Here is a 17,394-nt window from a genome sequence, read left to right as displayed (position 1 = left end):
GCCGCAGCTGCGCCGCCCCCGCCGCGCAAGCCCCGATGGCCGTCGCGGCGCCGGCCGGTTACCCTCGCGTTGGGAAGGGGAGGTACGGCGATGACGAGGTGGATCCGGCGCGGCCTGTGGGCGCTGCTCGGCGCGCTGCTGCTCTTGGTGCTGGCGGTCGGTGCCTACCTGCAGCAAGCGACGCCGCGCACCGACGGCGAGCTGACGCTTCCCGGGCTGCACGCGCCGGTGCGCATCGGGCGCGACGCGCACGGCGTGCCGACGATCCGCGCGCAGAACATCGAGGACCTGATGTTCGGCCTCGGTGTCGCGCACGCGCAGGACCGGCTGTGGCAGCTCGAGACGCACCGCCGCATCGGCGCCGGCCGGCTGGCCGAGGCTTTCGGGCCGGGCGCCGTCGACAACGACCGCTTCCTGCGCGTGCTCGGCGTGCGCCGCACCGCCGCCGCGCAGTGGCAATGGCTGCGCTCCACCGGCCGGACCGAGTCGCTGGCGCTGCTCGACGCCTACGCCCGCGGCGTCAACGCGGCGGTGCGCACACTCGCCGCGCGCCCGCCCGAGATGCTGATCCTGGGGCTGCGCCCCGAGGACTGGACCCCGGTCGACAGCCTGGCCTGGGCGATCATGATGGCCTGGGACCTGGGCGCCAACTGGAACGCCGAGATGCAGCGCCTGCGCCTGGCGCTGCGCCTGGGCGGCGACGACGCGGTCGCGCGCGTCAACGAGCTGATGCCGCCGTACCCCGGCGAGGCGCCGCGCGTGACGGTCGACTACGCGGCGCGGCTGCGTGCGCTGCGGCTGGACGGCCGGCTCGCCGGCGTCGACGCCGAACGCTGGCTGGCGGCGGCCCCGCCGTCGGGGCTCGACGGCATCGGCTCGAACAACTGGGTGCTCGCCGGCAGCCACACCACCACCGGAAGGCCGCTGCTGGCCAACGACCCGCACCTCAAGCTCAGCGCGCCGGCGCTGTGGTACTTCGCGCGCCTCGAGGCTCCGGGCTTCAAGGTGGCCGGCGCGACGATGCCGGGCTTGCCGATCGTCGTGCTCGGGCAGAACGAGCACATCGCCTGGGGTTTCACGAACACCGGGCCCGACGTGCAGGACCTGTACCTCGAGCAGATCGACCCCGCCGACCCGACGCGTTACCGCACGCCCGACGGCTGGGCGACGTTCGAGACGCGGCAGGAGGTCATCCGGGTCAAGGGCGCGCCCGACGTGGTGCAGACCGTGCGCGTGTCGCGCCACGGCCCGCTGATCTCGGACGCCGGTGCGGCCGACGACGTCGTCGACCGCGATCGGCCGGCGTACGGGATCGCGATGCGCTGGACCGCGCTGGACACCGACGCCGACGCGGTCGGTGTCGGGCTGGCGTTCAACCGCGCGCGCTCGGTGGCCGAGTTCGTCGCCGCCTCGCGCGGCTGGGTCGCACCGATGCAGAGCATGGTGGTGGCCGACCGCGACGGGTCCATCGGCATGGTCGCGCCGGGGCGCGTGCCGCTGCGCTCCCCCGACCACGACTTGCACGGCATGGTGCCGGCGCCGGGCTGGGAGGCGCGCTACGACTGGATCGGCTGGGTGCCGGTCGACGAGACGCCGCGCGAGTTCGATCCGCCGAGAGGCTGGATCGCCACCGCGAACCAGCGCATCGTGCCGGACGACTACCCGCACCACCTGACCAGCGACTGGACGCTGCCGTGGCGGCAGCGGCGCATCGAGCAGGTGCTCGGCGCGAAGCCGAAACACTCGATCGACGATCTCGCGGCGCTGCAGGCCGACGTGAAGTCGCTCGCCGCGGCGCCGCTGCTGCCGCGCCTGGCGGCCGCCAGGGCCGACCACCCGCTGGCGGCGGCGGCGCAGCGCGCGCTGGCCGGTTTCGACGGCACGATGCGCGCCGACGCCGGCGCGCCGCTGATCTTCTGGGCCTGGGTGCGCCAGCTCACCGCCGGCGTCTTCGCCGACGAGCTGGGGCCGCTGTACGAACGCACGCTGGGCACGCGGCCGTACCGCGACGCGCTCGAGGGCGTGCTCGCGCGCGACGACGCCTGGTGGTGCGACGACAAGGCGACGTCGGAGGCCGAGACCTGCGCGATGCAGGCCGACGCGGCGTTCGAACGCGCCCTCGACGAGCTGCGCGAGCGCCACGGCGACGACGTCGCCGCGTGGCGCTGGGCAAACGCGCTGACCTACCGCGCCGAACACCGGCCGTTCAGCCGCGTGCGCGCGCTGGCGCCGCTGTTCGAGCTGCGCGCCGGCATCGGCGGCGACACCTACACCGTCAACGCGTCGCGCGTGAACCTGCGCCCCGACGCCACCACCGGCGAGGTGTTCCTCAACGAACACGGGCCGTCGATGCGCGCGCTGTACGACCTGGGCGACCCGGCGCAGTCGCGTTTCGTGCACTCGAGCGGGCAGTCGGGGCTGCCGTGGTCGACGCACTACCGCGACCTCGTCGCGCACTGGGCGCAGGGCCGCTACCTGCCGCTGTGGAGCGACGCGTCGCCGCGCCGCACGCTGCGGCTGCAGCCGGCGCGCTGACGGCGGCGCCCGGACGCGCCGCTGGGGCTCAGGCGCGCTTGAAGGTGGCCAGCAACGCGCCGGCGACGACGAACAGCGCGCCGAAGCCGCGGTTCATCCAGCGCAGGTGGCGCGGCGAGCGCAGCGCGGCGAGCACACGCGCCGCCAGCGCGGTGTAGCCGGCCATCACCACCAGGTCGGTGAACACCAGCGTCGCACCGATCGCCGCGTACTGCAGCGCCAGCGGCGCCTGCGGGTCGATGAATTGGGGCACCACCGCGAGCATGAACACCGTGCCCTTCGGGTTGACTGCGTTGATCGCCCAGCCGCGCAGCACGAGCGCGCGGCGTGTCGTCGTCACCGCCGGCGCGGCGTCGTCGCGCAGCGGCGCGGCGTCGCTGCGCCACTGCTGCACGCCCAGCCACACCAGGTAGGCGACGCCGAGCCACTTCAGCACCGTGAACGCGACCCCCGACGCGGCCATCAGCGCACCCAGCCCGACCGCGACGATGGCCAGCTGCGTGACGATGCCCAGCACCAGCCCCGCCGTGAGCCAGTAGCCGCGGTGGAAGCCGTGCGCGAGCCCGGCGCTCATCGCCGCGACGGCACCGGGGCCCGGCGACAGGCTGATCGCCCACGACGCGGCGAAGAAGGTGAACCACACCGACGATTCCATCGCCGCCATTGTCTCGCGGCGGCGGGCGCGCTGCGGCCCGCGCGCGGTGATGCCGCGCGCGCCGGCCGGCTACAGCGCGCCGTAGCGGCGCTTGCGCTCGGCGGTGTAGCGCCACCAGGGCGCCGGCGCGGCGCCGTGCATGAAGTCGGTGGCGGCGAGCAAGGTGTCGAGCAGGCAGGGGTCGTGGCGCTTGCCGTCCAGGCGGCCGAGCGCCTGGTACAGCGCGAACGCATCGCGCCCGGCCAGCTGCGCCGGGCGCGTGATGCCCAGCCGGCGCAGGTCGGCAGCCACGCGCGGGCCGACGTTGGGCAGTTGCTCGAGCGCCTCGCAGTCGGCGGCGCTGGCCGCCTTCGGTCGTTTGAAGGTCATCGCGGCGCCCTGCGGGTCAGGTGAGCATGTTGTTGCGCAGCAGGCCCACCGCGATGCCCTCGATCGCCACCGACGGCTCGGCGCCGTCGCCGGCGGGCACGACGATGGTGTCGAACTCGGGGTTCTCGGGGATCAGCTCGATGCCGGCCTTGGTGCGGCGCAAGCGCTTGACGGTGACCTCGTCGCCCAGCCGCGCGACGACGATCTGCCCGTTCTTCGCGTCGCTGGCCTTCTGCACCGCGAGCAGGTCGCCGTCGAGGATGCCGGCGTCGCGCATGCTCATGCCGCGCACGCGCAGCAGGTAGTCGGGCTTGCGCGGGAACAGCCCGGCTTCGAACACGTAGGTGCGGTCGATGTGCTCGGCGGCGAGGATCGGGCTGCCGGCGGCGACACGGCCGACCAGCGGCAGCGTGAGCTGCGCGATGCCCGGCAACGGCAGCGCGAACTGCTTGCCGCGCGCCTGGGCCAGCGCGCGCAATGTGTCAGACTTCAAGCGGATGCCGCGCGAGGTGCCGCCGACGAGTTCGATCACCCCCTTGCGCGCCAGCGCCTGCAGGTGTTCCTCGGCGGCGTTGGCCGAGCGGAAGCCGAGTTCGGCGGCGATCTCGGCGCGCGTCGGCGGGGCGCCGGTGCGCTCGATCGCACTTTGCACCAGGTCGAGGATCTGCTGCTGACGGGCGGTGAGCTTGGGGCTGTCGAGCATCGTGGTGTCCCTGTGGCCTGCCGGCGCAGGTCTGTGAATCCATCCAGTCACTGTATTTTTATCCAGAGTGCCCGTCCATGCCAAGTGCCACCGGCAAGACCGTGATCCTGGGCAGCGGCGGCACCATCGCCGGCACCGCGGCGAACGCCGCCGACGCCGTCGGCTACACCGCGGCCCAGCTGGGCGTCGAGTGCCTCGTGGCCGCGGTGCCGGCGCTGGCCGACGTGGCGCTGGAGTGCGAGCAGGTCGCGCAGGTCGACAGCAAGGACATGACGCACGCGGTGTGGCAGCGGCTGGCGCAGCGCTGCGCACACCACCTGGTGCGCGACGACGTGACCGGCGTCGTCGTGACGCACGGCACCGACACGCTCGAGGAGACGGCGTACTTCCTGCACCGCGTGCTGGCGCCGTCCCGGCCGCTGGTGCTGACGGCGGCGATGCGCCCGGCGACGTCGCTGCAGGCCGACGGGCCGCAGAACCTGCTCGACGCGGTGACCGTCTCGCGCAGCGGCCCCGGCGGCGTCGCCGTGGTGCTGGCCGGCGTCGCGCACGCCGCAGCCGACGTGCGCAAGCTGCACGGCTGGCGGCTCGACGCGTTCGGCAGCGGCGACGCCGGGGCGCTGGGCGTGATCGAGGCCGGCCGCTGGCGCGCGTTCCGCACGGTGCCGCCCGGCGCCGCACGCGGACTGGAGACGATCGCCGGCGACCCCGCGGCCTGGCCACGCGTCGAGGTCGTGACCAGCCACGCCGGCGCGTCGGGGCGCGTCGTCGACGCGCTGCGGGCGCTGGGCGTCGACGGGCTGGTCGTCGCCGCCACCGGCAGCGGCACCGTGCACGCCGAACTGGCCGCGGCGTTGCAGCGCGCGCGCGACGCCGGGGTGGCGGTGCGCGTCGTGTCGCGCTGCGCGTTCGGCCCGGCCATCGACGTGGCCAGCGGCGCGGTCGATGCGCGCACGCCGTGGCAGATGCGCGTGGACCTGCTGCTCGAGTTGCTTGCCGCGCGCGCGTCGGGTGCCGCTGCGCGGCGCTAGCCGCCGGCGACGATCTGCTCGAGCTCGGCGCCGAGCTCGAGCCAGCGTTCCTCGAGCATCGCGACCTCGGCGGCGATGTGGTTCAGCCGGCGGCCCTGCTCGGCGATGTCGGCGCCGGCGATGCCCGGTGTGGCCAGCGCGGTCTCGACCTCGGCGCGCTCGCCGGCCAGTGCGGCCAGGCGCTTGTCGATGCGCTCGATCTCGATGCGCAGCGGCCGCGTGCGTTCGGCCAGCCGGGCTCGCGCCTGCGCCTGCGCCTTGCGGTCGTCGCGTCGCGGCACCGGGGTTGCCGACGCCGTGGGCACCGGCGCGGGGTGGGGTGCCGGCGACACCGGCGGGGGCTCGCCGCCGCGCAGCAGCGCGCGCGAGCGTTCGAGCAGCCAGCGCTGGTAGTCGTCGAGGTCGCCGTCGAACGGCGCGACCCGGCCGTCGGCGACCAGCCAGAACTCGTCGCACACCTCGCGCAGCAGCGCGCGGTCGTGGCTGACCAGCATCACGGTGCCCTCGAACTCGTTGAGCGCCATCGACAGCGCCTCGCGCGTGGTCAGGTCGAGGTGGTTGGTCGGTTCGTCGAGCAGCAGCAGGTTGGGGCGCTGCCAGACGATGGTGGCCAGCACCAGCCGCGCGCGCTCGCCGCCCGACAGCGTGCCCACCGTCTGGTGGACCATCTCGCCGGTGAAGTGGAACTGGCCGAGGAAGTTGCGCAGTTCCTGCTCTCGCGCCTGCGGTGACACCTCGCGCGCCAGCCGCACCATGCGCTGCAGTGGCGTGTCGTTCTCGGCGAGCAGGTCCATCTCCTGCTGCGCGAAGTAGCCGATCGCCAGCCCCTTGCCCTCGGTGAGCGTGCCGGCCAGCGGCGGCAGCACGCGCGCGATGGTCTTCACCAGCGTCGACTTGCCCTGGCCGTTGGCGCCGAGGATGCCGATGCGCTGGCCGGCGAGCACGGTGCGCTCGACGTCCTTCACGATCACGGTGGACCCGTAGCCGCAACTGACGCCCTCGAGCGCCAGCATCGGGTTCGGCAGGCTCGCCGGCTCGCGGAACTCGAACGCGAAGTCGCCGGCGGTCAGCACGGGCGCGAGCTTCTCCATGCGCGCCAGCGCCTTGACGCGGCTCTGCGCCTGGCGCGCCTTCGTCGCCTTGGCCTTGAAGCGGTCGATGAAGCGCTGCAGGTGCGCGATGCGCTCCTGCTGCTTCGCGTAGGCCGCCTGCTGTTGCGCGATGCGCTCGGCGCGCATCTCCTCGAACGCGGTGTAGTTGCCGCCGTAGCGCGCCAGCGCGGCGTCGTCGAGGTGCACGGTGACGTTGGTCACCGCGTCGAGGAACTCGCGGTCGTGGCTGATCACGATCAGCGTGCCGGCGAAGCGCTGCAGCCAGCCTTCGACCCACACCAGCGCGTCGAGGTCGAGGTGGTTGGTCGGCTCGTCGAGCAGCAGCAGGTCGGCCGGGCACATCAGCGCGCGCGCCAGCTGCAGCCGCATGCGCCAGCCGCCGGAGAAGCTGTTCACCGGTGCGTCGAGCTCGCCCGGCCTGAAGCCCAGGCCGAGCAGCAGCGCCTGCGCGCGCGCGCGCGAGTCGAAGGCGCCGGCCTCCTCGAGCGCCAGGTGCGCGTCGGCGATCGCGTGGCCGTCGTCGGCCGCCTCGGCCGCGGCGAGCATCGCCTGCGCCTCGGCCAGCGGCGCGTCGCCCTGCAGCACGTATTCGGTGGCGCCGTCGTCGGCGTCGGGCATCTGCTGCGCGACTTCGCCCAGCCGCCACTTCGGCGGCATCTCGAACTCGCCGGTGTCGGCGTGCAGCCGGCCGGCGAGCAGCGCGAACAGGCTCGACTTGCCGGCGCCGTTGCGCCCGACCAGGCCGACCTTCTCGCCGGGGTTCAGCGTGAGGTTCGCGCGATCGAGCACGACCTTGGTGCCGCGGCGCAGCGTGAGGTTCTTGAGGGTGATCACGGCGCGCGATTGTCGACCAGGCCGCCATGCGGCCGCGGCCTGCGGGCGACCGATCCGCCCGCCGGGCGCCGCGGCCCGGCGGCATCCTCGGGGCCCGGCCCGGCGGCGCCGCCCTCGGGCCGGCATCGCGACCGCCTTGTGCTCGATTCACTGCGGCCTCAAGATGCACGTGTCGGGCGCCCGCGATGCGCGGCGCCGCCGCAAGGAGACGACGATGCGCCGCTTCGTGTCCGGGCTGCCGGGATCGATCCTGCTCGCCACCGCGCTCGCCGCGGGCGCCGCCGAGATCGACGTGATGACCCAGAACCAGTACCTGGGCGCGGACCTGACACCGGTGATCGCGGCGACGACGCCCGAGGCATTCAACACCGCGGTGGTCGCGACGCTGGCGCGCATCGCCGCGTCGCGGCCGGCCGAACGCGTGCAGGCGCTGGCGGCGCAGATCCGGCAGCGCCGCCCCGACGTGGTGGGCCTGCAGGAGGCCTGGCGCTTCGGCTGCCTGCCGTACCCCGGCGTGCCGAACCTGCCCGGCACGGGCTGCGACGATCCGCTGATCCGCGACGCCTTCACCGACCAGCTGCAGGGCACCGAGGCGGCGCTGCACGGACAGTACCGCGTCGCCGGCCGCGTGACCAACATGCGCATCGACCAGCTGCCCATCGTCGTGGCCGACGTGCCGGCGATCCTGCAGGTGGCCGACCGCGACGCGATCCTGGTGCGCGACGGACTCGATGCCGTGGCCGTCGACCTGCCGTCGCTGACCGGCTGCGAGGCCAGCGACGACGGCTGCCACTACGCCGCCGTGGCGGTCATTCCGACGCCGCTGGGCGTGCCGATTCCCGGCTGGCGCGGCTTCCTCGCGGTCGACCTGGCGGTGCGGGGCCAGCGCTACCGCGTCTTCAACACCCACCTGGAGGTGCGGCAACTGGCCCCGCAGCCGCCCGAGTTGCGACTGCTGCAGGTGGCGCAGGCCGGCGAACTGGTGCAAGCCGCGCTTGCGTCGTGGCAGCAGGATCCGTCGCGCCGGCTGGTCGTCGTCGGCGACTTCAACGCGGCGCCCGAGGACCAGATCCCCGGGGTGCCGACGCCGTACCAGTTGCTCACCGGGCAGGGCTTCGCCGACGCCTGGCTGCTGCACACGCGCGCCGGGGCGGGGCTGACCTGCTGCCAGGCCGAGGACCTGTCGAACGCTCGCTCCGCGCACTACGAGCGCATCGACCACGTGTTCGCGCTGCCGACGCCTCGCCGCGTGCCCGACATGCGTGTGCTCGGCACGTCCCCGGGCGACCGGACGCGCCCGGCCGGTGCCGGCGGCCTGTGGGCCTCGGACCATGCCGCGGTGGCGGCGCGGCTGCAGTACGACTGACGCCGCCGGCGGCGGCGTGGCGACCGGCCCGCGTGGCGTGCCACGCGACGACGAGGTCCGCGCATCGCGCTGCGGGGCGTCGGCGGCGCCTGACCGGAAGGCGTGCGTCAGCGCAGCGCGTCGCGTTCGAGCAGCAACACCTGGTCGTCGCCGGCGCTGGTGGGCAGCCACACCGGCTGCAGGCGCGGGAACGCGCGCTCGAAGTGCTCGCGCCCGTGGCCGATCTCGAGCACCAGCACGCCGTGGTCGACCAGGTGCGCCGGGGCGTCGCGCAGCAGCCGGCGCACGAAGTCCATGCCGTCGGCGCCGCCGGCCAGCGCCAGCGCCGGCTCGGCGCGGTATTCGGGCGGCAACGCGGCCATCGACTGCGCGTCGACGTAAGGCGGGTTGCACAGGATCAGGTCGTAGCGCCGGTCGCCGACCGCGGTCAGGCCGTCGCCCTGGCACAGCGCGATGCGCCCGACCAGGCCGTGGCGCCCGACGTTGATGCGCGCCACCGCGAGCGCCTCGGCGCTGAGGTCGGCGGCGTCGACGACGACCTCGGGCCAGGCCATCGCGGCGAGCACCGCGAGGCTGCCGTTGCCGGTGCACAGGTCGAGCACGCGCGACGTCGTCTCGCCCAGCCACGCGTCGAGCGTGCCGTCGGCGATCACCTCGGCGATCAGCGACCGTGGCACGATCACGCGCTCGTCGACGGTGAACGGGACGCCCTGCAGCCAGGCCTCTCCGGTCAGGTAGGCCGCGGGCCGGCGCGTCGCGATGCGGCGCTCGACCAGCGCTTCGATTGCACGCCGCTCGTCGTCGCCCAGCTCGCGCGCGGCGACGCTGTCGAGGTCGTCCAGCGGCAGGCCGAGACGCCACAGCACCAGCCAGGCCGCCTCGTCCCAGGCGTTGGTGGTGCCGTGTCCAAAGGCGACGCCGGCGCGGTCCAGACGCTCGCTGGCGGCGCGCACCGCGTCGAGCAGCGTCATCGCAGCAAGGTCTCGAGCGTGCGGCGGTAGATCGCCGCCAGCGTGCCCACGCTCGCCGCGTCGACATGCTCGTCGACCTTGTGGATGCTCGCGTTGACCGGGCCGAACTCGATCACCTGCGGGCAGACCTTCGCGATGAATCGCCCGTCGGAAGTGCCGCCGGTGGTCGACAGCTCGGCCTCGACGCCGGTCTCGGCGCGGATCGCCGCCGACAGGGCCTCGCTGAGCGTGCCCGGCGGCGTCAGGAACGGCTCGCCGCCTAGCGTCCAGTCGAGCGCGAACTCGAGTCCGTGTCGCTCGAGCACCGCCCGCAGCCGCGACTGCAGCGACTCGGGCGTCGACTCGGTGCTGAAGCGGAAGTTGAAGTCGAGCACGACCTCGGCGGGGATCACGTTGGTCGCACCGGTGCCGCCGTGGATGTTGCTGACCTGCCAGGTCGTCGGCGGGAAGAACGCGTTGCCGCAGTCCCACTCGGTGGCGGCGAGCTCGGCCAGCGCGGGTGCGAGCTGGTGGATCGGGTTGCGCGCCAGCTGCGGGTAGGCCACGTGGCCCTGCACGCCGATCACGCGCAGCTGGCCGCTGAGCGTGCCGCGGCGGCCGTTCTTCATCGTGTCGCCCAGGCGCTCGACCGAGGTCGGCTCGCCGACGATGCACGCGTCGAGCCGTTCGCCGCGCTCGCGCAGCCACTCGACCAGCCGCACCGTGCCGTCGACCGACGGGCCTTCCTCGTCGCTGGTGATCAGCAGCGAGATCGTGCCGGCGTGGTCGGGGTGGGCGGCGACGAAGTCCTCGACCGCGACCACCATCGCCGCGATCGACGACTTCATGTCGGCGGCGCCGCGCCCGTAGAGCCGGCCATCGCGATGCGCCGGCACGAAGGGGTCGCTGGCCCACTGCGTCAGCGCACCCGGCGGCACCACGTCGGTGTGCCCGGCGAACGCCAGGTGCATGCCGGCGTCCGCGCCGCGCCGGCAGGCCCACAGGTTGGTCACGCGGAAGTGGTCGGGCCCGCACACGCGCGACTGGCAGTCGAAGCCGCAGGCGCGCAGCCGCTCGGCGATCAGCGCCTGGCAGCCGGCGTCGTCGGGCGTCACCGACGGCCGCGCGATCAGCGCCTCGGCCAGGCGCAGCGCGGCGTCGGGGTCGCGCAGCGTCATCGCTTGGCGGCCATCGGCGGCAGCTTCATGCCGGCGATCGAGCGCGGCTCCTCGGGGCGCACGTCGAGCGTGATGTCGGTGAACGAAGGCTCCTCGTTCTCCTCGATGCGGTTGACCTGCTTGGACAGCGGGGCCAGGTCGTTCTGCAGGCGCCACATCAGGTTGCTCGGCGAGTCGGCGTACGACAGGCCGTCGTCGCGCGTGATCTTGCCTTCGTTGATCAGCCGCGCCAGGTCCTCCTCGAAGGTCTGCGAACCCTCGGCGAGCGACTTCTCCATCGCCTCCTTGACGCCGGCGAGGTCGCCCTGCGCGATCAGCTCGGACACCAGCTGCGTGTTCAGCAGCACCTCCACCGCGGGGATGCGCCCGCCGGCCGCCGCGCGCACCAGGCGCTGCGAGACGATCGCCTTCAGCCCCGACGCCAGGTCGGCCAGCAGCGAAGGGCGTGCCTCGGGCGGGTAGAACGACAGGATGCGCCCGAGCGCGTGGTAGCTGTTGTTGGCGTGCAGCGTGGCCAGCACGACGTGGCCCGACAGCGCGTAAGAGATCGCCGAGGTCATCGTCTCGCGGTCGCGGATCTCGCCGATCAGGATCACGTCGGGGGCCTGGCGCAGCGCGTTCTTCAGCGCGATCTGCAGGCTCTGCGTGTCGCGGCCGACCTCGCGCTGGTTGACCACGCTCTTCTTGTTCGTGAACAGGAACTCGATCGGGTCCTCGATGGTCAGGATGTGGCCCTGCATCTGCTGGTTGCGCTGCTCGATCATCGCCGCCAGCGTCGTGCTCTTGCCGGTGCCGGTGGCGCCGACCATCAGGATCAGCCCGCGCTTCTCGAGCACCAGCTGCGACAGGATCTCGGGCACGCCCAGCGACTCGAGCGTCGGGATCTGGATCGGGATGCAGCGGAACACCGCGGCGATCGAGCCGCGCTGGCGGAACGCCGACAGCCGGAAACTGCCGACCTTGGCGATGCCGATCGCGACGTTGAGCTCGCCGTTGTCGTCGAGCTCCTCGAGCTGCGTCGGCGTCAGCAGCTCGGCGAGCAGCTGGCGCGGCTGCGTCGGCGTCAGCGGCTGGTCCGACAGCGGCAGGATCTGCCCGGCGATCTTGATCAGGATCGGCGTGTTGGCCGACAGGTACACGTCACTGGCCTGCTTCTCCGCCATCAGGCGCAGCACGCGCTCCATGTTGCCGCCGCTCATGCCGACTCCTTTGCCGCTGGTGCCGCGCGTGTTCAGGCGCGCAGCAGGTCGTTGATGCTGGTCTTCGCGCGGGTCTGCGCGTCGACCTTCTTGACGATCACCGCGCAGTACAGGCTGTACTTGCCGTCGGCCGACGGCAGCGCGCCGCTGACGACGACCGAACCCGCCGGGATGCGCCCGTAGCCGACCTCGCCGGTGGCGCGGTCGTAGATCTTCGTGCTCTGCCCGATGTACACGCCCATCGAGATCACCGAGTTCTCCTCGACGATCACGCCCTCGACGACCTCGCTGCGCGCGCCGATGAAGCAATTGTCCTCGATGATCGTCGGGTTGGCCTGCAGTGGCTCGAGCACGCCGCCGATGCCCACGCCGCCCGACAGGTGCACGTTCTTGCCGATCTGCGCGCAGCTGCCCACCGTGGCCCAGGTGTCGACCATCGTGCCCTCGTCGACGTAGGCGCCGATGTTCACGTAGCTGGGCATCAGCACCACGTTCTTCGCGATGAAGCTACCGCGCCGCGCCACCGCCGGCGGCACCACGCGCACGCCGGTGGCGCGCATGTGTTCCTCGTCGAGGTGCGCGAACTTGGTCGGCACCTTGTCGTAGAAGCCGAGGTCGCCGGCGCGCACGATCTTGTTGTCGCTCAGGCGAAAGCTCAGCAGCACCGCCTTCTTGACCCACTGGTTGACGCGCCAGCGGCCGACACCCTCGCGCTCGGCCACGCGCAGGCGCCCGGCGTTGAGGTCGGCGACGACGTGCTCGACGGCCTCGCGCACCTCGGGTGCGGCGGCGGCGCTGATCTGCGCGCGCTGCTCCCAGGCGGCATCGATGGTGGACTGCAGGTCTTGGCTCATGGGAAGTTCCGGGTGAAGGCGACGATGCGATGGGCCGCCTCGAGGCACTCGCCGACCGAGGCGACCAGCGCCATGCGCACGCGTCCGGCGCCGGGGTTAACGCCGTGGGCCTCGCGCGCGAGCAGGCGGCCGGGAAGGACCGCCACATTGTATTGAGCGAGCAGTCCGCGGGCGAAGGCCACGTCGTCGCCGCCGGGAACCCCGGCCCACAGGTAGAACCCCGCATCGGGCAACTTCACGTCGAGCACATCGGACAGGATCGGCGTCACGCGCTCGAACTTGAGCCGGTACAGCGCGCGGTTCTCACGCACGTGCGCCTCGTCGTTCCAGGCGGCGACGCTGGCCGCCTGCACCGGCAGGCTCATCGCGCTGCCGTGGTAGGTGCGGTACAGCAGGAAGGCCTTGAGCAGCTTCGCGTCGCCGGCGACGAAGCCCGAGCGCATGCCGGGCACGTTGCTGCGCTTGGACAAGCTGGTGAACACGACCAGCCGCTCGAAGCCGTGGCGGCCGAGCGCGCGCGCCGCCTGCAGCGCGCCCAGCGGCGCCTCGTCGCGGAAGTAGATCTCGGAGTAGCACTCGTCGCTGGCGACGACGAAGCCGTGGCGGTCGGCCAGCGCGAACAGCGCGCGCCACTCGTCCAGCGGCATCACCGCGCCGGCCGGGTTGCCCGGCGAGCACACGTACAGCAGCTGCGTGCGCGCCCACGTGGCCTCGTCGACGCCGGACCAGTCGACCGCGAAGTTGCGCGCCGGGTCGCTGTTGGCATAGGCCACGCGCGCGCCGGCCAGCAGCGCCGCACCCTCGTAGATCTGGTAGAAGGGGTTGGGCACGACGACCGTCGCGTCGGCGCGCGTGGCATCGATCACGGTCTGCGCGAAAGCGAACAGCGCCTCGCGCGAGCCGTTGACCGGCAGCACCTGCGTCGCCGGGTCGAGCACGACGCCGTAGCGGCGCCGCACCCAGCCGGCGACGGCCTCGCGCAGCGCCGGCGTGCCCGCGGTGGCCGGGTACGCCGACAGGCCCGCCAGCGCGCCGGTGAGCGCGTCCTCGACCAGCTTCGGCGTCGGGTGGCGCGGCTCGCCGATGCCCAGGCCGATCGGCGCATGATCGGGGCTCGGCACGACGTCGCGCGTGAGTTCGCGCAGCCGCTCGAACGGGTAGGGGTGCAGACGCTGCAGCAACGGGTTCATCGCGCGATTATCGAAGCCCGGCCTTCTCGGTCCACGCACGCGCCGGTTGACGCGCGCCGCAGCGCCTGCGCATGATGCGCCGATGGACCGCACCGCCTGCGCCGCACGCACCACCGCGTCGCGCTTCCTCGTCGCGTGGACCTTCCGGGCGCTCGTCGCGGGCGCCGCCTGGCACGCGCCGTGGGCGGCCTGGGCAGCGGCGCTGGGCGTGCAGCTGGCGCTGGCGCTGGTCGAACGCGTGGCACCGGGCTGGACCTCGCCGCCGCCCGCGGTGCGCGACCACGCGGGCTTCCGACTGGTGCTGCGCGCGCACGTGCTGTGGCAGGCGCTGCTGCTCGCGCTGGGCGTGCACCTGGCGGTGCGGCACGTCGGCGCCGGCGGCACGTGGTGGGCGGTGCTCGCCCTCGGGCTGGGCGTCGGCGGCGTCACCGGCAGCCAGGGCATCACTTACGCGCACGAGCTGGGCCACGCGAAGTCGCGCGTCGACCGCGTGCTCGGCTGGCTGCTGATGGGCAGCGTGCTGTACGCGCACTTCATGGTCGAGCACTACCGCGGCCACCACCCGCGCGCGGCCACGCGCGACGACCCGGCGACGGCACGCTTCGGCGAGAGCCTGTGGCGCTTTCTGCCGCGCACGCTCGCCGGCAGCCTGGCCAGCGCCTGGCGCCTCGAGGCACAGCAGCTGCGGCGCCTGCGCCGCGGCGGCTGGCGCAGCCCGCTGCTGGCGGCGACGCTGGCGCAGGCGCTGCTGCTGCTCGCGCTCGGCGCCTGGGGCGGGGCGCCCGCGCTGCTGTTCTGGCTCGTGCAGGCCGCCTACGCGGTGTTCCTGCTCGAGGCGGTCAACTACGTCGAGCACTACGCGCTCGAGCGGCGTCTCGTCGACGGCCGCCCCGAACCCTTCGGCGTGCAGCACGCGTGGAACGCCGACCACGCGCTGACCAACTGCTTCATCGTCAACCTGCAGCGCCACAGCGACCACCACCTGCACGCGTGGAAGCCGTACCCGACGCTCGAGGCGCTGCCCGGCCCGCAACTGCCCACCGGCTATGCCGGCGCGTTGTTCCTGGCCTCGGTGCCCCGGCTGTGGTTTCGCGCGATGCACCCGCGGCTGGCGGCGCGCGTCGCGCCGGCGTGAGGCCCGCTGCGGTGCTGGGCACGCGCATGGCCGGCCTCGCCGCACTGGCCGCCGTCGGCTACGCCGCGCTGCTGGCGCTGCTGTGGGCGACGCAGGAGCGCATGATCTTCCTGCCGCAGCCGCTGCCGGCGTCGCACCGCTTCGACTTCGGTGCCGACGTGCACGAGACCTGGGTCGACGTCGACGGCGCGCGGCTGAATGCGCTGCACCTGCGGCTGCCGGCGCCCGACGGCGTGGTGTTCTTCCTGCACGGCAACGCCGGCAACCTGCAGGGCTGGTTCGCCAGCGCCGACCTGTACCGCCGCGCGAACCACGACCTGTTCATGATCGACTACCGCGGCTACGGCAAGAGCGGCGGGCGCATCGCGAGCCAGGCGCAGCTCGAGGCCGATGTGCGAGCGGCGTGGGCCGCCGTGGCGCCGCACTACGCAGGCCGCCGCCGCGTGATCGTCGGCCGCTCGATCGGTGCGGCGCTGGCGGCCACGCTGGCCGCCGAGGTGCGCCCCGACCTGACGGTGCTCGTCTCGCCGTTCGAAAGCCTGCGCGCGCTCGCCGGCGAGGTCTATCCCTGGGCGCCGGCGGCGTTGCTGCGTTACCCGCTGCGAACCGACGAGGCGCTGGCGCGCATCGACACGCCGGTGTGGCTGGTCCACGGCGACGCCGACGAGGTGATCCCGTTCGCCCACGGCGAGCGGCTGCACGCCCGCGTCGCGCACGGCACGCTGCGGCGCGTGCCGGGCGGCGGGCACAACGACCTCGACGCCCACCCCGCGTACCGCGAGGCGATGCTCGCGGCGCTGCGCGCGCGCTGAGCCGGCGCGCGGCTACAGCCGGCCGACGCAGTTCGGCGCGCCGCAGCGGCAGGCCAGCCGGCCTTCGTGGTGCGTCTCGCCGTAGTCGACGGTGACCTCCTCGCCGGGGACGATGTCGCGCAGCGCGTAGAACTCGACGCGCCCGGCGCGGATGCACAGCCGCGCGTTCGGCGCGCACGAGTGGTTCGTGAAGCGCATCGGGTCGGTGCTCCTGCGGAAGTCGACCGCGCGGCGCGGCGACAGCTCGACGATCATGATGCGCTCGCTGCGCGTGGCGCGGATGCGCGCCTCGGACACGCTGATCGCCTCGCCGCGCACCTCGCCGATCTTGCGTCGCGCCGGGATCGGCTCGACCGCGAACACCCCGTGGCCGTCGATCGGGCTGCGCGCCACGCGCACGTCGAACTTCTGGTACGGCGGGCGCACGACCGTGGGTTCGGCGGCGCTCATGCGACCGCCTGCGCGCCGACGCGCGGCGGTGCGGGCGCTGCTGCGCGAGCCTGCGCGTTCACGGCAGGCCACGCTCCAGCGCGTGCTCGGGCAGCTCGACGCGCGGCTGCGGCCTCCAGCCCTTCTTGCGGTGCTCGGCGACGATGTGCGTGTAGATGCCGCCGCGCACGTACCACCTCGCGGTGATGCGCACGAAACGCGGCTGCGTGGCCTTCACGAGGTCGTCGAGGATGCGGTTGGTCACCGCCTCGTGGAACGCGCCCTCGTCGCGGTAGCTCCAGAAGTACATCTTCAGGCTCTTCAACTCGACGCACAGGCGGTCGGCGACCATGTCGATCGTGAAGTGCGCGAAGTCGGGCTGCCCGGTCAGCGGGCAGTGGCAGGTGAACTCAGGCACCTGGAACTGGATCACGTAGTCGCGCTCGGGCGCGGGGTTCGGGAACACGTGAAGTGCCTTGCTCGGCGCGCTCGGCGGGCGGGCCGGCTTGGCGCGCTGCTTCGGCGCGGTGGCCGCGGGGGCGGTCTTGGGCATCGGAGGGTGGGCTGTCCGGCGGGGGCGCGATGGTATCATCCGCCGCCCCGAGAGCCTGCGCGACGGGGCAAATTTTCTTTGTGAATCAATGACTTGGATGTACCGTCGCCGACCGGCCGGCGGCGTCCGCGAGGCTGCATGCGCCTGAACCAGATCAAGCTCTCGGGCTTCAAGTCGTTCGCCGAGCCGACCACGTTCCAGCTGCCCGGGCAGCTCGTCGGCGTGGTCGGGCCCAACGGCTGCGGCAAGTCGAACATCATGGACGCGGTGCGCTGGGTGCTCGGCGAGAGCAAGGCCAGCGAGCTGCGCGGCGAGTCGATGCAGGACGTGATCTTCAACGGCTCGGGCAACCGCAAGCCGGCGAGCCGCGCCAGCGTCGAGCTGGTGTTCGACAACAGCGACGCGCGCGCCGGCGGGCAGTGGAACCAGTTCGGCGAGATCGCCGTCAAGCGCGTGCTCACGCGCGACGGCACCAGCAGCTACTACATC

General features: G+C 73.3%; 17 protein-coding genes. 6 read left to right on the top strand and 11 right to left on the bottom strand.

The genetic code is table 11. The features are described 5' to 3' along the window. The first annotated feature begins 90 nt into the window (after positions 1-90). On the top strand, positions 91-2,535 hold the full coding sequence (locus PKC53_RS10695) for a penicillin acylase family protein (protein ID WP_324428467.1): 2,445 nt from the start codon (positions 91-93) through the stop codon (positions 2,533-2,535). Between the two features lie 28 nt (positions 2,536-2,563). On the opposite strand, the gene PKC53_RS10690 is transcribed toward PKC53_RS10695, so the two are convergent. The 3 genes from PKC53_RS10690 to lexA all read right to left on the bottom strand — a co-directional run bounded on the left by PKC53_RS10690 (position 2,564) and on the right by lexA (position 4,262). Beyond that, the gene (locus PKC53_RS10690) at positions 2,564-3,190 is read right to left on the bottom strand and encodes a LysE family transporter (protein WP_324428466.1); all 627 of its coding nucleotides are present in this window, start codon (positions 3,188-3,190) and stop codon (positions 2,564-2,566) included. A gap of 69 nt (positions 3,191-3,259) precedes the next feature. Further along, positions 3,260-3,559 (bottom strand): helix-hairpin-helix domain-containing protein, encoded by a 300-nt coding sequence (locus PKC53_RS10685; RefSeq protein WP_324428465.1) that lies wholly within the window; start codon positions 3,557-3,559, stop codon positions 3,260-3,262. Positions 3,560-3,575: 16 nt separating this feature from the next. Next, positions 3,576-4,262, bottom strand: a complete 687-nt coding sequence (lexA, locus tag PKC53_RS10680) for a transcriptional repressor LexA (protein WP_324428464.1) — start codon at positions 4,260-4,262, stop codon at positions 3,576-3,578. A 77-nt stretch (positions 4,263-4,339) separates the two neighbouring features. On the opposite strand from lexA, the gene PKC53_RS10675 reads away from it, so the two are divergent. Next, positions 4,340-5,293: an asparaginase gene (locus PKC53_RS10675; RefSeq protein ID WP_324428463.1), complete on the top strand. Its 954-nt coding sequence runs from the start codon at positions 4,340-4,342 to the stop codon at positions 5,291-5,293. Here the strand turns inward: PKC53_RS10675 and PKC53_RS10670 are convergent. Continuing rightward, on the bottom strand, positions 5,290-7,239 hold the full coding sequence (locus tag PKC53_RS10670; protein ID WP_324428462.1) for an ATP-binding cassette domain-containing protein: 1,950 nt from the start codon (positions 7,237-7,239) through the stop codon (positions 5,290-5,292). The two genes, PKC53_RS10675 and PKC53_RS10670, sit on opposite strands and share 4 nt — an antisense overlap. Before the next feature lie 214 nt (positions 7,240-7,453). Between PKC53_RS10670 and PKC53_RS10665 the strand changes: the two genes are divergently transcribed. Then, positions 7,454-8,605 carry an endonuclease/exonuclease/phosphatase family protein gene (locus tag PKC53_RS10665; protein ID WP_324428461.1) on the top strand — a complete coding sequence of 384 codons (1,152 nt, stop codon included), beginning with the start codon at positions 7,454-7,456 and terminating at the stop codon, positions 8,603-8,605. Between the two features lie 107 nt (positions 8,606-8,712). On the opposite strand, the gene prmB is transcribed toward PKC53_RS10665, so the two are convergent. From prmB to dapC, 5 genes are read right to left on the bottom strand one after another with little or no spacing between them, the layout of a single operon-like run. Continuing rightward, positions 8,713-9,576: a 50S ribosomal protein L3 N(5)-glutamine methyltransferase gene (prmB, locus tag PKC53_RS10660; RefSeq protein WP_324428460.1), complete on the bottom strand. Its 864-nt coding sequence runs from the start codon at positions 9,574-9,576 to the stop codon at positions 8,713-8,715. Further along, complete coding sequence (gene dapE, locus PKC53_RS10655) at positions 9,573-10,733, bottom strand: succinyl-diaminopimelate desuccinylase (RefSeq protein ID WP_324428459.1); 1,161 nt, start codon at positions 10,731-10,733, stop codon at positions 9,573-9,575. The genes prmB and dapE overlap by 4 nt, the downstream gene beginning before the upstream one ends. Then, positions 10,730-11,932: a PilT/PilU family type 4a pilus ATPase gene (locus PKC53_RS10650; RefSeq protein WP_324428458.1), complete on the bottom strand. Its 1,203-nt coding sequence runs from the start codon at positions 11,930-11,932 to the stop codon at positions 10,730-10,732. The genes dapE and PKC53_RS10650 overlap by 4 nt, the downstream gene beginning before the upstream one ends. A 32-nt stretch (positions 11,933-11,964) precedes the next feature. Then, positions 11,965-12,786 (bottom strand): 2,3,4,5-tetrahydropyridine-2,6-dicarboxylate N-succinyltransferase, encoded by an 822-nt coding sequence (gene dapD / locus PKC53_RS10645; RefSeq protein ID WP_324428457.1) that lies wholly within the window; start codon positions 12,784-12,786, stop codon positions 11,965-11,967. Then, a complete protein-coding gene (gene dapC, locus PKC53_RS10640) occupies positions 12,783-13,976 on the bottom strand; it encodes a succinyldiaminopimelate transaminase (protein ID WP_324428456.1) in 1,194 nt (397 codons plus the stop codon). The genes dapD and dapC overlap by 4 nt, the downstream gene beginning before the upstream one ends. Positions 13,977-14,058: 82 nt before the next feature. Between dapC and PKC53_RS10635 the strand changes: the two genes are divergently transcribed. Next, positions 14,059-15,111 (top strand): fatty acid desaturase, encoded by a 1,053-nt coding sequence (locus tag PKC53_RS10635; protein ID WP_324428455.1) that lies wholly within the window; start codon positions 14,059-14,061, stop codon positions 15,109-15,111. After that, on the top strand, positions 15,108-15,923 hold the full coding sequence (locus tag PKC53_RS10630) for an alpha/beta fold hydrolase (protein WP_324428454.1): 816 nt from the start codon (positions 15,108-15,110) through the stop codon (positions 15,921-15,923). Before PKC53_RS10635 ends, PKC53_RS10630 begins: the two co-directional genes overlap by 4 nt. A gap of 12 nt (positions 15,924-15,935) precedes the next feature. Here PKC53_RS10630 and PKC53_RS10625 read toward each other — a convergent pair whose 3' ends face one another. Both PKC53_RS10625 and queF read right to left on the bottom strand, forming a co-directional pair. After that, positions 15,936-16,373, bottom strand: coding sequence for an SET domain-containing protein (locus tag PKC53_RS10625; protein WP_324428453.1), 438 nt, complete (start codon positions 16,371-16,373; stop codon positions 15,936-15,938). 58 nt (positions 16,374-16,431) lie between these two features. Beyond that, positions 16,432-16,905: a preQ(1) synthase gene (gene queF, locus PKC53_RS10620; protein ID WP_324428452.1), complete on the bottom strand. Its 474-nt coding sequence runs from the start codon at positions 16,903-16,905 to the stop codon at positions 16,432-16,434. A 138-nt stretch (positions 16,906-17,043) separates the two neighbouring features. Between queF and PKC53_RS10615 the strand changes: the two genes are divergently transcribed. Next, positions 17,044-17,394, top strand: a 351-nt coding sequence (locus PKC53_RS10615; RefSeq protein ID WP_324428451.1) for an AAA family ATPase, incomplete at its 3' end; no start/stop codon positions are given.

Origin of the sequence: Azohydromonas sp., assembly GCF_035325925.1 — a bacterium.
Lineage (GTDB): Bacteria > Pseudomonadota > Gammaproteobacteria > Burkholderiales > Burkholderiaceae_C > Calidifontimicrobium.
This window is presented reverse-complemented; position numbering and strand designations above follow the sequence as displayed.

What these genes read in the sequence shown, in the direction of transcription:
- PKC53_RS10695 (WP_324428467.1), top strand. Translation starts at nt 91, where the DNA reads ATGACGAGGTGGATCCGGCGCGGCCTGTGGGCGCTGCTCGGCGCGCTG.
- PKC53_RS10690 (WP_324428466.1), bottom strand. Translation starts at nt 3,190, where the DNA reads ATGGAATCGTCGGTGTGGTTCACCTTCTTCGCCGCGTCGTGGGCGATC.
- PKC53_RS10685 (WP_324428465.1), bottom strand. Translation starts at nt 3,559, where the DNA reads ATGACCTTCAAACGACCGAAGGCGGCCAGCGCCGCCGACTGCGAGGCG.
- lexA (WP_324428464.1), bottom strand. Translation starts at nt 4,262, where the DNA reads ATGCTCGACAGCCCCAAGCTCACCGCCCGTCAGCAGCAGATCCTCGAC.
- PKC53_RS10675 (WP_324428463.1), top strand. Translation starts at nt 4,340, where the DNA reads ATGCCAAGTGCCACCGGCAAGACCGTGATCCTGGGCAGCGGCGGCACC.
- PKC53_RS10665 (WP_324428461.1), top strand. Translation starts at nt 7,454, where the DNA reads ATGCGCCGCTTCGTGTCCGGGCTGCCGGGATCGATCCTGCTCGCCACC.
- prmB (WP_324428460.1), bottom strand. Translation starts at nt 9,576, where the DNA reads ATGACGCTGCTCGACGCGGTGCGCGCCGCCAGCGAGCGTCTGGACCGC.
- dapE (WP_324428459.1), bottom strand. Translation starts at nt 10,733, where the DNA reads ATGACGCTGCGCGACCCCGACGCCGCGCTGCGCCTGGCCGAGGCGCTG.
- PKC53_RS10650 (WP_324428458.1), bottom strand. Translation starts at nt 11,932, where the DNA reads ATGAGCGGCGGCAACATGGAGCGCGTGCTGCGCCTGATGGCGGAGAAG.
- dapD (WP_324428457.1), bottom strand. Translation starts at nt 12,786, where the DNA reads ATGAGCCAAGACCTGCAGTCCACCATCGATGCCGCCTGGGAGCAGCGC.
- dapC (WP_324428456.1), bottom strand. Translation starts at nt 13,976, where the DNA reads ATGAACCCGTTGCTGCAGCGTCTGCACCCCTACCCGTTCGAGCGGCTG.
- PKC53_RS10635 (WP_324428455.1), top strand. Translation starts at nt 14,059, where the DNA reads ATGGACCGCACCGCCTGCGCCGCACGCACCACCGCGTCGCGCTTCCTC.
- PKC53_RS10625 (WP_324428453.1), bottom strand. Translation starts at nt 16,373, where the DNA reads ATGAGCGCCGCCGAACCCACGGTCGTGCGCCCGCCGTACCAGAAGTTC.
- queF (WP_324428452.1), bottom strand. Translation starts at nt 16,905, where the DNA reads ATGCCCAAGACCGCCCCCGCGGCCACCGCGCCGAAGCAGCGCGCCAAG.